The sequence below is a fragment of the uncultured Phascolarctobacterium sp. genome (genome assembly GCF_937920985.1).
GTDB lineage: Bacteria > Bacillota > Negativicutes > Acidaminococcales > Acidaminococcaceae > Phascolarctobacterium_A.
Genome location: NZ_CALDXR010000052.1, coordinates 1 through 14,475, shown reverse-complemented (window position 1 = coordinate 14,475; position 14,475 = coordinate 1). Strand labels below are relative to the sequence as shown.

Genomic DNA, 14,475 nt, shown 5'->3' with positions numbered 1-14,475 from the left:
TTACATATTATCCGGATCATTTAAGTCACCGTCGGGATTATCGGTAATTGTAAAATTACCCATATCAGCAATGATGTCCCCGGAGTCACTTACATCCTCGGTAGCGTCATTATCAGCATAATCATCGACAGGCTTTTCAGGTGCATTTTCAATTACCTGGCCGCTGATATCCATGTCCATTTCGCGAGCGGTGGTTGCGATATCTTCATCATCATCGTCACGCAGGGAAACCTCTTCCTCGTCCTCGTTGAGAACCTTGATATCCAGGCCGATAGACTGCAGCTCCTTAACAAGTACCTTGAAGGATTCAGGAATGCCAGGATCAGGTACATTCTCGCCTTTAACGATTGCTTCGTAGGTCTTAACACGTCCAACAACGTCATCGGACTTAACAGTCAGGATTTCCTGCAGGGTGTAAGCAGCGCCGTATGCTTCCAGCGCCCAAACTTCCATCTCACCAAATCTCTGGCCGCCGAACTGTGCCTTACCACCCAACGGCTGCTGGGTAACCAGGGAGTACGGGCCGGTGCTGCGTGCATGGATCTTATCATCAACCAAATGGTGAAGCTTGAGGTAATAGGTCAGACCAACGGTAACAGGGTTATCGAAGGGCTCACCGGTACGACCATCATACAGAGTAGTCTTAGCAGTCTTATCAATGCCTGCAAGCTCCAGGGCATCAGCAATATCCTGCTCATGCGCACCGTCGAATACAGGTACAGAAATCTGTACTGCTTTTACGCTCTTGCCACCGAATTTATCAATTTCAACAGTTTCCGGCATACCATATTTTTCATAATCGTAGCCGTAATGCTCTAATTTCTTAGCGGTTTCGGAATTAGCAAGCTCTTCCTTATAAGCTGCTTCAAATTCCGGAGTACCTTCTGCTGCGCCAGTCTTTTCAACTGCGTTCAGCTTAGCTGCCAGGTTAGTGGTATCAATTTCCATACCCAGCGCACGTGCTGCCCAACCCAGATGGTTCTCCAGTACCTGTCCGATGTTCATACGGGAAGGTACGCCCAACGGATTCAGTACGATATGTACCGGTTCGCCGGTAGGCAGGAACGGCATATCCTCACGCGCCATGATGCGGGAAACGACACCCTTGTTACCATGACGACCTGCCATCTTATCGCCTTCGGAGATCTTACGTTTTTGGGCAATATGTACACGAACCTGCTCGTTTACTCCCGGCGGCAGATCATCGCCGTTTTCGCGGCTGAATACCTTAACGCTGACAATCTTACCAGCTTCGCCGTGCGGTACACGCAGGGAGCTGTCACGTACTTCACGTGCTTTTTCACCGAAGATAGCACGCAGCAGACGTTCTTCTGCAGTCAGTTCGGTTTCACCCTTCGGAGTAACCTTACCTACCAGAATATCGCCAGGACGTACTTCAGCACCAATGCGGATAATACCACGCTCATCCAGATCCTTCAGCGCTTCGTCAGATACGTTAGGAATCTCGCGGGTGATTTCCTCTTTACCAAGCTTGGTATCGCGGGCATCACAGTCATATTCTTCAATATGGATAGAAGTAAAGATATCAGCCTTTACCAGGTCTTCGTTCAGCAGAACAGCATCCTCGTAGTTATAGCCTTCCCAAGGCATATAAGCAACGATAACGTTGTGGCCTAAAGCCAACTCGCCATGATCGGTAGCCGGACCATCTGCCAGAATCTGCTTTTCAACAACCTTGTCGCCTTTGAAGACGATAGGACGCTGGTTAACGCAGGTACCTTGGTTAGAACGTTTGAATTTCAGCAGCGGATATACATCTACCTCGCCATTTTCAGCACGTACACGGATTTCGTTGCCTACTACGCGGATAACCTCGCCGGCACGCTTAGCCAGGACGCAGACACCGGAGTCAGAAGCAACCTTGTATTCCATACCGGTACCGATAATCGGAGCCTGAGTACAGAGCAGAGGTACAGCCTGACGCTGCATGTTCGCACCCATCAGAGCACGGTTAGCGTCATCGTTTTCCAGGAACGGAATCAGTGCAGTTGCGATAGATACTACCTGTTTAGGAGAAACGTCCATCAGGTCTACTTTATCAGGAGTAATAGACAGGACATCATCCTTAGCACGGGCAGTTACACGCTCGCCCATAAAGTAGCCATCATCATCCAACGGTTCGTTGGCCTGTGCTACGATATATTTATCTTCTTCATCAGCAGTCATGTATCTGATTTCTTCAGTTACACGTTTATTTGCTTTATCAACAACACGGTACGGGGTTTCCATGAAACCGTATTCATTGATAACAGCATAGGTAGACAAGGAACCGATCAAACCGATGTTAGGACCTTCAGGCGTCTCGATAGGACACATACGGCCATAGTGGGAGTTGTGTACGTCGCGGACTTCGTAGCCTGCACGCTCACGGGACAAGCCGCCAGGGCCAAGGGCAGACAGACGACGTTTATGAGTCAGCTCTGCCAGCGGGTTGTTCTGGTCCATGAACTGAGACAGCTGGCTGCTGCCGAAGAATTCTTTAATAGCAGCAACTACAGGACGGATGTTAATCAGTGCCTGCGGAGTAATAGCCTCATTGTCCTGAATTGTCATACGTTCTTTAACAACGCGTTCCATACGGGACAGGCCGATACGGAACTGGTTTTGCAGCAACTCGCCAACGCAGCGTACACGACGGTTGCCCAAATGGTCAATATCATCGCCGGTACCATAACCATCCATCAGGTTCAGCAGATAGTTAAAGGAAGTAAATACATCCTCTTGGGTAACTGTATGCAGTTTTGCATCAATGCCGGTGGTAAACATCAGCAGCATATCTGCTTCATGATTTTTAACCTTAACAGCACGCAGGCCACGTTCACTGTAGACACCGCTCTCTTCAATCTTATCCAGATTTTCGTCGGTCATCTTAGTGCCTTCCGGCAGGATGATTTCGCCAGTTTCTTCATTAACAATAGGTTCAGCCAGTACAGTACCGCTCAAACGGTTGCGCCAGCCAAGCTTCTTGTTGAGCTTATAACGGCCAACATTAGCCAGATCATAACGCTTGCTGTCGAAGAAGGTATTCTCAATCAGCTGTACAGCGTTTTCCAGGATAACAGGCTCGCCAGGACGCAGCTTTCTGTAAAGCTCCAGCATTGCTTCATCTTTGTTGGTAGTGGTATCCTTCTCCAGGGTAGCCAGCAATGCAGGATGATTGCCGAAGCATGCTATAATCTCATCATTAGAGGATAAGCCTAAAGCACGCAGCAGCACTGTTGCCGGAACCTTACGGGTACGGTCTACACGAGCAGAGATGATATCATTGATATCAGTTTCATATTCAATCCAAGCGCCACGGTTAGGAATTACGGTAGTACCATAAATCTTTTTGCCGCTCGGATCCATAGTTACACTATAGTAAACGCCAGGAGAACGTACCAGCTGGCTGACTATAACACGTTCAGCACCATTGATAACAAAGGTACCGGTATCAGTCATCAGCGGGAAGTCACCCATAAACACAGAGGATTCTTTCATCTCGCCAGAGTCATCTTTGAAAACGAGACGAGCTTTTACGTTCATTGGTGCAGAATAAGATTCATCTCTCTCCTTACACTCTTCAACGCTATATTTAGGAGCTCCTAATTCAAAGCTTTCGAAGTAAAGCTCCAGATTGCCTGCAAAGTCTTTAATAGGAGAAATGTCATGCAGAATCTCCATGAGGCCCTTCTGAATGAACCACTCATAGGACTTTCTTTGAATATCAATCAAATGCGGCATAGCCAGAATTTCATTGATTCTCGCATAACTATACCGAGTCCTATCACCTACTGGAACCGGTTTAAACATGTAATTCCTCACCCCTTCTTGTATTATCAGCATACTAAACTTGGCAGCATCACTCCCGACAAAAAAAACAACAAGGTTCTTACCACAAGGACCTTGTCAGTTGTCTTCGATGAGCAGCCTCATCTTTCATTATAAGCAAGATACGCCGTTCAACCACTGACCCGGCAGTATTTGTTGTCAAAATTTACACCTGCAAAAATAATAATGATGTAGTATGATATGTTATCATAAATAATGCAAATTGTCAAGATTTAGCTCAAAAAAAAAATTACAGACACCTCATTTTTATGGGTGTCTGTAACTTTATAGCCACGTTTTATTCAAAACGTCCTTTAAGTACAATCTCTTTATCCAGCAGAGCTACCTGGCCTTTAGCAAACAATGCGTCAATATCCAGGTTTTCGTCCAGAACCAACAGGTCAGCGTCCGCGCCAACTGCAACGCAACCCTTAACGCCAGTCTTGCCAAGCAGCTCGGCAGGTGTAGAGGTCAGCAGCTTAATAGCCTCTTCAAGCGGCAGGCCGCGGCGTACCAGACTCTTGATTGTCAGATGCAGATATTTAGGAGAGCAGTAGGTGAGACCAATGCAGTCACCATTTTCATTGAACTTAGGTTGGGAACCGAAAGCATCGCTGCTCATCGTCAGGTGGTCGGTGCTCATGCCTTCCCAGCTCAAAAGCTCCATAATCTGTTCTGCGCCGATTTCCATATCCTCGTCAGTGCTGCCGGCAGTCATGTCGAAGTAACCGCCGCGACGTACAAGCTTTGCACCTTCTTCCATCAACTCATGCGTACGCAGCATATGAGTCGGCAGGAAGTTTTTGGCAGGAACATCGGAATGGTCCAGTGCGTAGAACAGCGGGTCCAGCTTACCAACACCGGAACCCATATGCATGGTTACCAGGCCGGCAACGTTGGCCAACAGGCCACCGCGACGGGTTGCGGTAGCAACCTCAATCAGCTCCGGTCCCTGTGGATTAGAGCTGCGATGATCGCTTACTGCAATCTTGGTGCCGATAATCGGCGGAACCATCATAATATCTTTTTCGATCGAACCGGTAATGGTTGGTGAAGGAATTCCGTAAGCACCGGTCAGGCAGTAGGCAGTAATGCCTTCTTCCGTCAGTGCGCGTGCTTTAGCTACCAGGTTTTCTACGCTTCTGGTTACACCATCTGTACCCAGCAGGCCCAGAACAGTAGTAATACCGCAGCTGGTAATCTGGCTCAGCATTGCTTCGGGTACGCGGGAAGCAGGGCCCTGCTCACCGCCGCCGCCGGTGATATGCATATGCATATCAATGTAACCGGGCAACAGCTTTTTGCCGCTGAAATCAAATACCTCAACCTCAGGCATACCTTCGTAGCCTTCGATTTTATCAGCAATACGCACTACCTTATCTGCAATAACCAGCACATCTTTTTTACCAAGATGCGCAGGTGCATAAACGTCAGCGTTTCTAATTAACTTAATCAAAATGTGTCACTTTTCCTTTCATTGTGTACTAAGCAGCTGCTCAGTACTGCCGACTTGCTTGCGCAACCGGCTTATTTCTTTTCGTCTTCCAGCTTAGCAATACCGATACCAGTGTAGCCGTAGAACAGAGCGATAATGAAACCGGTGTAGCAGAGAATTGCCCACGGTGCATAATCCAGAGTTTCAATGCCGGTGCAGGCGGTCATATAAGCACCTGCTGCAGACCAGGGAACCAACGGTACAAATACAGTACCTGCATCCTCCAAGGTACGGGACAGGTTCTTAGCAGCAAGGCCTCTTGCTTTATAAGCATCACGGAACATTTCACCGGGAATCAGAATGGACAGGTAGGAGTTACCGGTGCACAGGCCCATGGTAATGCAGGAAGCAACGGTGGAAGCAATCAGATCGCCGGTGCTCTTAGCAAAGGTCAGGATTTTTTGCAGAACTACTTCCAGGCAACCGGCCTTGCTCATAATACCGGCAAAGCAGAATGCGCAGAATACCAGCAGAGTGGTACCCATGATTTCAGCCATACCGCCGCGGTTCAACAGCTTGATAATCTGCGGAGCAGCAGTAGCCGGGTCAAAGCCGGGAGTGGTCAGCATAGAAATTTTAAAGCCTTTTACGGTAGCCAGCAGCAGATTTTTCAGGTTGATGTTTTGGAAAATCAATGCTTCAGCGCCAGCCAGAACAGTGGAAGCCATCATAACCGGCAGAGTCGGTTTCTTAAAGATAGAGCCTGCCAGAATCAGCAGTACAGGCAGAATCAGCAGAATGTTAAAGTTGTACATGCCATCTAACTGAGTCAGCATAGTGCTTACTGCTTCGGAAGAAACATCGCCGCCGATATTGCCCTTTAAGCCTACGAAAGCATAAACAACCAGGGAAATAATAGTTGCCGGAACAGTAGTCCAGAACATGTGAGCAATGTGCTCATAAAGAGTAGAACCAGCTGCAACCGGTGCCAGGTTAGTGGTATCGGACAGCGGGGAGATTTTATCACCAAAATAGGAACCGGCGATTACAGCACCAGCGGTAGCTGCCAGGTTTACACCCAAAGTGCTGGCGATACCCATCAGCGCAACACCCATGGTAGCAACAGAGCCCCAGGAGGTACCGGTTACGATAGATACAACTGCAGTAATCAGGAACGCAGTTACCAGCATGAAGGTCGGGTTTACAATCTGCACGCCATAATAAATCATCATCGGGATAGTACCGGAAGCCATCCAGGTACCAACCAGTGCACCAACGCAGGTCAGGATCAAAATTGCCGGCATGCCCTTGGCAATCTTCTGGCAGATTTCGTCCATCATTTCATCCCAGGTAACACCAACGCGGTAAGCAATCAGGCCGGCAATAGCAGCTACCAAAAGCAGCAGCGGCTCGGTTGCGTAACCCAGATAACCTTTGCCGACAGTCAGAATAACCATCATAGCAATAATAGGAATAACAGATTCCGTAAAGGTTGGCATACGCTTATTTGTTTTTTCTTCAGTTTTTTGCATATCCTTTGACATAATACCCTCGTTTCTGCCGGTCATCTAGCCGGCTTAATTTTGCGCAAGCAACGCTATCTATAAAAATTTTATCATTATAGCTTAATTATCTCAACAGTTTTCTTTATCTATACTTATTGGAATTTTTCTTGTATACATAAGCAATTTATTCGCCGTCCTGTATTTTGTATACAAAATTTGTACTATAATTCGTGGACATTTGCTTAACCATGCGCTTTTTTATACTAAAAATTTAGGACTTCTTCAACCATGCTGAAGAAGCCCTAAATCAAAAAATCAATAAGATCATTTTTCCTGTTATAGCGTTTTGATAAATTATTCTTATATAAAGAACAGAAAGTAAATTAACCCTTTATCTTTTCCTGCGACTCTTTTAAAAGCTCCAAAAAGCGCTTTGTTGGCAAGGTAAAGTTAAATTCATAATCGTAAAGAACCGAGATTGGCATATTTCCCGAATACTTGACCGGGAATTCGACTAATGTTCCCTGCTGCAGTTCCTTCATTACTTTTACCCGCGGTGTCAAAGCTATGCCAAGATTCTGCTCTACTGCCATCAAGACGGATTCAGAATCACTAAAGGTCAGAACGCTTTGCAGACGTGTAAAATCGACCTTAGATTTTAAATGCTTGTAATATACCTCGCTGGCAGGATAGGCGATAAAAGGATAATCATAAATATTATTATTTCTTCCCATCTGCTCATACAATTCTTTGGACGCTACCAAAACCATCGGCTGATTCCAAAGCTGTACACGCTTGGTATAAAGCGGCTGCACATCAATATGCACAAAGGCAAAATCATACAGCTTTTGTACAAAAGCGTCATTGATAGTCGATTCTACCGTCATGCAGCGGTTAACCTCTATCTCCAGCTCAGGAAATTCCTTTTTGAGCTTCAGCAGCACAGGAAGCAGATAAAAGTTTATGCCCTGGGTGGAAACGCCTATTTTCAGACTGTAATTTTTCTTTTGAAACTGGCGCATTACCTCCTGGCTTTTCTGATAATCAGCCATCAGCTGCTGTGCTATCGGCACAAAGTTTTTGCCTGCCTGCGTCAGATAAACATTCTTGCCGTCTCGGGTGAAAAGAATAACACCGTATTCCTCTTCCAAAGCGTTGATATGATTGCTGATTGTAGGCTGGGTAAAATTAAGATATTTCGCAGCCTGCGTAAAGCTGCGGCACTGTACTACAGTCAAAAAGGATTGGTAAACCTGGATGTTCATTTTATGGACTCCTCAAATTCTTACTTTTCGTCAAGAACAGGTACAAAATATGCTTCTACACCGGTAATTTCTCCCGGCTGCAAACGCACAAAGGTCTCCGACGCTTTACCGTTGATCACAAAGCAGGAATAAGTATACTTGCCAGTTGCCTCACCGTTATCTGTTTCCTGCTGTACATCTGCTGAAGGAAGAAACTGCTGGTAAATCAAATCGCAGTCATCGCATTCCTCCGCCTCGTAGCTCAGCGCACCATCAGGCTCTACAATAGCAATGCCTGCACCCTCACGCCCAAAGATAGGCTTCTTAATATAACGCTGTCCAGCCAACTGCTTGCTGTCCAAATAGGTCGGCGTTAAATGCGCAGCCAACAGTTCTTCCTCCTGCGGTGTCCAGAACAGACGATGCTGATATAAATACCATGCCAGTGCCAGCAGTGCTTTATTCTGCAGTACAATGGATTTTACCGGATTAACCAGATCAACAGCACCAAAATTAGCTAACTCCATGAGCTTTAAGCCAACAGGATAGCCATCCTCGCTTTCATCATCCATCAAAAGCTCCAGCGGATGCAGACGATAGAGGATATCAAGCTTATCTTCCTTATTATTGAAAATTTCGTTGGGAATGTAAACTCCGTCATCATGCACTATAAGCTCATCTAAACTGACAAGGCGACAAACAAATGGCTGCTTGCTCAAAATGCGTTCACGCAACACCTCTTGCACACGCTCAAATAAAAATTTGGCGTTAGCCCAATCCTCACTGTAGCCTTTATCAGCAGCAAAAGCAATGCGCACTACATCCTTATCTGCATATTTAGGCTGTTCCAACAGCTTTAAAAAGGGCTCTGCCAGCTCCTCACCATCCGAACGCGGCTGCAGATGCAGGCCGTACTCCTTAGCAAAATATGCTTCCGCTACCTTGTTGGCATAAAATGTTTCCGGCAAGGCGCAAGGAGTATCCGAATTGATCTCTACCAGCTTATAGCAGCCGTCAGTATTCTTTACAAAGTCAAGACGGCTGATATAGCTCACATGATCCGAGTTATCCGCAAGGATATACGGTGTGAGCTTATCCGTCATATTAAACAGATTAAAGGGCATTGCGCCATTATTATTGGTACGCAAAGCCTCTGCCAGGCGTGACAGTGCTGCTGTAAGGCCGGCACTGATGCGCTGCAGCTCACGCTTATTGGCATTGCTCATAAGCAGCGCGCTGATAGTAGGATAACGGTTTTCCCACTCCGGCGCATCCACATACGGCATAATATTCAAATCAATTTTATCAAGCCAGGTATCAGGCTTACGATATTTATACATCTTCATCACCTCAGGAAATTGCGCTGCCGCTGGAGCGGCTCATGCCACTGCCGATGCCGCTTTTGCCTGTGCTTCCCGTACTGCCGAGCTTGGAATTTTGCGTGCTTCCTGCAGTTCCCTGCTGCACAGAGGCGCCATTAGCTGCATTACTGCTATCTCTGGCAGTAGCTGAACCAGCAGCTGTATTATCCTGCTTCGTATTAGCAGCAGGCGCAGTGCGCACACCTGCTGCAGGTCCTACGCCAAAGGTACGACCGATAAAGTACCAGGGAAAGAAGCCATGAAAAAAGCCGCCGCCGTTATCTTCATCCTTCTTTTCATCTTGATTATTCTGAGCAGAGTTATCATTCTTCCACTCACTGTCTTTATCGTTACCACAGCCGGCAACACCTGTCAGCATAACTACCGCCAGCGCACCGGCCAAAAGCTTTTTACGTTTTTCGTCTGTAAGCATATGAAACTCCTTTATAAAAAATCTCTATCATTTTTACACAGCAATATAGTAGGTCATCTTTTATATTATAGCATAAGAAGCAGCTGAATTGCACTATGACTATGCTTCATTCACAAAATCAAAAAAAACTCCCGACACACCTAAGTGCATTGGGAGTCGGATTGCAGACGAATCAACAATCTATAGGTGTTCTTATGAGTGAATCTTTTCATAGCTCATCAACCAAGCAAATCCTTTTGCCATGCGCAGCGCAGGTTCCTTAAAATGATTTCCCTGATTCCAAACAAGAATACTGCTCAACCTATGATCTCTTAATGAGCGATACACATCACGAATATCATTTGCCACCTGTGCCATTATTGGGTTACGTGTCTTTGCCTCCTTATCGCCAAGACTTAAATAGACTCTATTGGTTAATATTTTGTTGTTATGCACAAAATCAACAAATTTAGGAAACCACACAGACGGAGATACTGCTGCTATACCTTCGAATAAATTTGTTTGATAAGCCGCCCACAATACAAATAATCCGGCTAAGGAATAGCCGCCCGCAAAAATCTTTATATCTTGATGCTCACTTAATAACGGAACAATTACTTCATTTTTTATACGTGTTAGAAGTTTTTCCGCATTGCCGGCAAAGGCAGCATCTCCAAAAATCGGCTCTGCAACCCATGGCGAAAGGTCGTCGTTCCAGTTATCGACCTGCACTGTAATTAACAAAAAATCTGTACTCTGCGTTATAGCTTTTATCTGAGAAAGCTCTTCATCGATTAACGGTAACTCATGCTCTCCTATTATTTGGAGCAAGACTATTTGTGCATCACAATTGCCTTGATAATTAACTTGCATCCCCTACTCACCTCCTGGTTCTGTTTAAAATATTATATATTCTTTGAGGCAGAAAATCAAAAAACTCCCGACACACCTAAGTGCATCGGGAGTCGGATTGCAGACGAATCAACAATCTATTGTGCTACTAGCGTAGCAAGCAAGATTATTTAACTTCTACAGTTGCGCCAGCAGCTTCCAGTTTCTCTTTCAGAGCGTCAGCGTCAGCTTTGGAGATTTTTTCTTTGATAGCTTTCGGAGCGCCGTCAACCAGCTCTTTAGCTTCCTTCAGGCCCAGGCCGGTAGCTTCGCGAACAGCTTTGATTACGCCGATTTTGGAAGCGCCAGCGGAAGTCAGGATTACGTCGAATTCAGTTTTTTCAGCTGCAGCAGCTTCGCCGCCAGCAGCCGGAGCAGCAGCAACAGCTACCGGAGCAGCTGCGGATACGCCGAATTTTTCTTCCAGAGCTTTAACCAGTTCGGACAGCTCGAGTACGGTCATGGATTCAATAGCTTCGATGATTTGATCTTTATTCATTATAGTTACCTCCAATAATAAGTAAGTTTTTATTTTTTAAGCTGCCTTATGCAGCACGCCGCGAATTAAGCGGACTCTTTTTGTTTGCGTACAGCTTCCAGAGCATATACGACATTGCGGATAGTACCTTGAAGTACATTGACAAAACCGCTGATAGGAGCATTCATGCTGCCCAGCATCTTGGCAATAAGAACTTCTTTCGGCGGCAGAGAAGCCAATGCTTTGATTTCGTCAGCACCGATAACTTTGCCATCAAGAACGCCAACTTTAACTTTCAGTTCTTTGTTTTCTTTTGCGAATTCGCAAACGATTTTTGCAACTGCAACAGGATCTTCCGGGGAAACAGCAATAGCGGTGTTTTTCTCCAGAGAAGGTTCCAGACCTTCAATACCAGCTTGTTCTGCAGCAATACGCAGCAGAGTGTTCTTAACTACATTGTAGTGAACGCCAGCTTCACGCATTTTGCGACGCAGCTCGGTATCCTGAGCAACAGTTAAACCGCAGAAGTCAACTAAAATAGTGCATTTGGAGTTAGAAAGCAACTCTTGAATTTCAGCAACTTTAGCTACTTTTTCAGGTCTAATAACTGCCATTTAGATTGCACCTCCTTTTTTTGATGTTTTTATTAAATCAAAAAGACCTCTCGGCCGTAGCCGGAGGTCGGAAGGTCTAATATATCTTCACGCTCCAGCCTCGGCAGGCGTAGTTAAAACTTACGCACGTGGCACCTGCTGTCTATGGCCCGATTATCTTCTGATTTAGTAAAATTAAGTAAAACTACAATTATTTGTCGCTGTTAGCTTTCAGGACATCAACTTTGACGCCAGGGCCCATGGTGCAGGACATGGTGATAGTCTTCATGTACTGACCTTTAGCACCAGCCGGTTTAACCTTAACCAGGGTATCAGCCAAAGTCATGTAGTTTTGTAACAGTTGCTCTTCAGTAAAGGATGCTTTACCGATAGGAGCTTGTACGTTGCCGGATTTATCGGTACGATACTCGATTTTACCAGCTTTGGATTCCTTAACGGCACGGGTTACGTCCATGGTAACGGTACCAACCTTCGGGTTAGGCATTAAACCACGAGGGCCAAGGATTTTACCAAGACGACCAACAAGACCCATCATATCCGGGGTTGCGATGCACACGTCAAATGCCATCCAGCCGTTCTTGATTTTATCAACATATTCTTCACCGCCAACGAAATCTGCGCCGGCAGCTTCTGCTTCTGCAACTTTGGGGCCTTTAGCAAAAACCATAACAGTCTTGGATTTACCAGTGCCGTTCGGCAGAACCAGTGCACCACGAACTTGCTGATCAGGGTATTTAGGGTTAACGCCCAGACGGAAAGCAACTTCAACAGTGCTGTCGAATTTAGTAGCAGCGGTTTTCTTAACCAGAGCTACTGCTTCTTTCGGAGAGTAGAATTTGTCAGCTTCGATTAATTTCAAAGCGTCAGCATACTTTTTGCCCATTGTTATGAATTCCTCCTATGTGGTACAAGCGGCTTTTGCCTCCCACTAAATGAGAAGACTGTTTAAAATTAGTCTTCGATTACAATACCCATGCTACGTGCAGTGCCTTCTACCATTCTCATAGCAGCTTCAACGTTTGCAGCATTGAGGTCTTGCATTTTGCTTTCTGCGATTTCGCGAACTTTGTCACGACCGAGTTTAGCAACTTTCTTTTTGTTAGGTTCACCAGAAGCCTTTTCCAGACCAGCAGCTTTCTTCAGCAGAACTGCAGCCGGAGGGGTTTTGGTTACGAAAGTAAAGGAACGATCTTCGAATACAGTGATCTCAACAGGAATGATGAGGCCAACTTGTTTCTCAGTACGTGCGTTAAATTCCTTAACGAAGGCCATGATGTTAACACCAGCCTGGCCAAGTGCAGGACCTACCGGAGGAGCCGGAGTAGCTTTAGCAGCCGGTACCTGTAATTTTACCATTTTAACGACTTTTTTCGGCATTTAATTACACCTCCTTACTCAATTTCTTCAACTTGTGTAAAGTCAATTTCAACAGGAGTTTCGCGTCCCATGATATCAACGAGTACCTTCAGTTTACCCTTTTCTTCGTTGATTTCACAAACTGTACCATCAAAATCCATGAAGGGCGCAGTCTTGATGCGAACTTTCTGATGTAACTGAAAATCAATTTTAACGGGTTTTTCAGTTGCTTCAACTTCCATACCCATCGAAGGCATAATCTGCCTTACTTCTTCAGCTGTAAGCGGAGTCGGGTGGGTAGAATCAGAACCGACGAAACCAGTTACACCTGCAGTATTGCGGACAGCATACCAGTTGCGCTCATTTACAATCATTTCCACCAGTACATAGCCTGGGAAAACCTTATGCTCGACAACTTTCTTCTTACCATCCGAAGTGATTTCAACCTCTTTTTCCGTAGGTATTTCAATACGGAAAATTTCATTTTCCATACCCAAGGAATGAACTTTTCGTTCCAGGTTTGCGCGTACTTTATTTTCGTAGCCAGAATAGGTATGAATTACATACCAATGTTTTCCTTGCTTTTCTTCTTCCATGAATAAACGGAAAGCAACGCTTCCCCTTCCCTCCTTACTTAAGCCTAACAGCTCATTATTGCAAAATCATGCGGAATAACATACTAAAGATGGAATCAATAATCCAGATTAGAGCTGCGCACAAAACAACTGCAATAATTACCACTATAGTGTTAGCAATAAGCTCTTGTTTGGTAGGCCAGGTAACCTTTTTTAATTCTACTTTAGTTTCACTAAGAAAGGTTGTAATGCTGAATCCCTTATTCTCAGTGTCTGTAGTTTCCGGAACGGCCATCTTGTCACATCCTTGCTATTACTACCCGGTTACGCACGAGCCAATATTATTTGGTCTCTTTGTGCAGAGTGTGTTTTTTGCAGAACTTGCAATATTTATTGAGCTCGATACGATCAGGATCGTTCTTTTTGTTTTTGTTGGTTTGGTAGTTTCTCTGTTTGCACTCAGTGCAAGCCAAAGTAATCAGGTTACGCATTTAGTTACACCTCGCTTACGTACATAATAATAAAACCAATCACAAATTGTCGCTAATATAGAGTAACACAGTTAACACTTTATGTCAACTATAAATATCCGTCTGACGCAAATTTTTTCTGTCTGCTCAGTACCTGGCTGCTCTAAAGCGTTTCTTTCGCAATCAGTCTTGAAAAATCAAGACCGGCCAACAGCTGACCGGTCTTGTATTTTGCCTTACTATGCCGGAAAATTATTTCTCTTCTACTTCGGAAACAACGCCAGCGCCAACGGTACGGCCGCC

At 45.4% G+C, this 14,475-nt stretch carries 15 protein-coding genes and 1 other annotated feature; of the genes, 1 reads left to right on the top strand and 14 read right to left on the bottom strand.

The features are described 5' to 3' along the window. From rpoB to rpmG, 14 genes are all read right to left on the bottom strand, one after another. Entirely contained in the window at positions 1 to 3,813 is a 3,813-nt protein-coding gene (gene rpoB, locus Q0612_RS09220) for a DNA-directed RNA polymerase subunit beta (protein WP_298883793.1), read from the bottom strand. Between the two features lie 316 nt (positions 3,814 to 4,129). Then, complete coding sequence (iadA, locus tag Q0612_RS09215) at positions 4,130 to 5,287, bottom strand: beta-aspartyl-peptidase (protein WP_298883791.1); 1,158 nt, start codon at positions 5,285 to 5,287, stop codon at positions 4,130 to 4,132. A 71-nt stretch (positions 5,288 to 5,358) separates the two neighbouring features. Continuing rightward, positions 5,359 to 6,810 carry a Na+/H+ antiporter NhaC gene (gene nhaC, locus Q0612_RS09210; RefSeq protein ID WP_298883788.1) on the bottom strand — a complete coding sequence of 484 codons (1,452 nt, stop codon included), beginning with the start codon at positions 6,808 to 6,810 and terminating at the stop codon, positions 5,359 to 5,361. A gap of 344 nt (positions 6,811 to 7,154) precedes the next feature. After that, on the bottom strand, positions 7,155 to 8,036 hold the full coding sequence (locus Q0612_RS09205; protein ID WP_298883785.1) for a LysR family transcriptional regulator: 882 nt from the start codon (positions 8,034 to 8,036) through the stop codon (positions 7,155 to 7,157). A 20-nt stretch (positions 8,037 to 8,056) separates the two neighbouring features. Next, positions 8,057 to 9,355 (bottom strand): glutathionylspermidine synthase family protein, encoded by a 1,299-nt coding sequence (locus tag Q0612_RS09200; RefSeq protein WP_298883783.1) that lies wholly within the window; start codon positions 9,353 to 9,355, stop codon positions 8,057 to 8,059. A gap of 10 nt (positions 9,356 to 9,365) precedes the next feature. Then, entirely contained in the window at positions 9,366 to 9,809 is a 444-nt protein-coding gene (locus Q0612_RS09195; protein WP_298883781.1) for a hypothetical protein, read from the bottom strand. Positions 9,810 to 10,001: 192 nt separating this feature from the next. Continuing rightward, positions 10,002 to 10,661: a hypothetical protein gene (locus Q0612_RS09190; protein ID WP_298883778.1), complete on the bottom strand. Its 660-nt coding sequence runs from the start codon at positions 10,659 to 10,661 to the stop codon at positions 10,002 to 10,004. A 145-nt stretch (positions 10,662 to 10,806) separates the two neighbouring features. After that, the gene (rplL, locus tag Q0612_RS09185) at positions 10,807 to 11,178 is read right to left on the bottom strand and encodes a 50S ribosomal protein L7/L12 (RefSeq protein ID WP_009145193.1); all 372 of its coding nucleotides are present in this window, start codon (positions 11,176 to 11,178) and stop codon (positions 10,807 to 10,809) included. Positions 11,179 to 11,243: 65 nt separating this feature from the next. Continuing rightward, on the bottom strand, positions 11,244 to 11,771 hold the full coding sequence (rplJ, locus tag Q0612_RS09180; protein WP_009145194.1) for a 50S ribosomal protein L10: 528 nt from the start codon (positions 11,769 to 11,771) through the stop codon (positions 11,244 to 11,246). Positions 11,772 to 11,801: 30 nt separating this feature from the next. Further along, positions 11,802 to 11,937: a sequence feature (ribosomal protein L10 leader region), on the bottom strand. A 24-nt stretch (positions 11,938 to 11,961) separates the two neighbouring features. Beyond that, positions 11,962 to 12,654 (bottom strand): 50S ribosomal protein L1, encoded by a 693-nt coding sequence (rplA, locus tag Q0612_RS09175; RefSeq protein ID WP_293725127.1) that lies wholly within the window; start codon positions 12,652 to 12,654, stop codon positions 11,962 to 11,964. A gap of 68 nt (positions 12,655 to 12,722) precedes the next feature. Next, complete coding sequence (gene rplK, locus Q0612_RS09170) at positions 12,723 to 13,148, bottom strand: 50S ribosomal protein L11 (RefSeq protein ID WP_009145196.1); 426 nt, start codon at positions 13,146 to 13,148, stop codon at positions 12,723 to 12,725. A gap of 14 nt (positions 13,149 to 13,162) precedes the next feature. After that, on the bottom strand, positions 13,163 to 13,723 hold the full coding sequence (gene nusG, locus Q0612_RS09165) for a transcription termination/antitermination protein NusG (protein ID WP_298883767.1): 561 nt from the start codon (positions 13,721 to 13,723) through the stop codon (positions 13,163 to 13,165). Between the two features lie 55 nt (positions 13,724 to 13,778). Then, positions 13,779 to 13,997: a preprotein translocase subunit SecE gene (secE, locus tag Q0612_RS09160; RefSeq protein WP_009145198.1), complete on the bottom strand. Its 219-nt coding sequence runs from the start codon at positions 13,995 to 13,997 to the stop codon at positions 13,779 to 13,781. A gap of 46 nt (positions 13,998 to 14,043) precedes the next feature. Beyond that, complete coding sequence (rpmG, locus tag Q0612_RS09155; RefSeq protein WP_009145199.1) at positions 14,044 to 14,193, bottom strand: 50S ribosomal protein L33; 150 nt, start codon at positions 14,191 to 14,193, stop codon at positions 14,044 to 14,046. Positions 14,194 to 14,274: 81 nt separating this feature from the next. On the opposite strand from rpmG, the gene Q0612_RS09150 reads away from it, so the two are divergent. Further along, positions 14,275 to 14,475, top strand: a 201-nt coding sequence (locus Q0612_RS09150; protein WP_298883753.1) for a hypothetical protein, incomplete at its 3' end; no start/stop codon positions are given.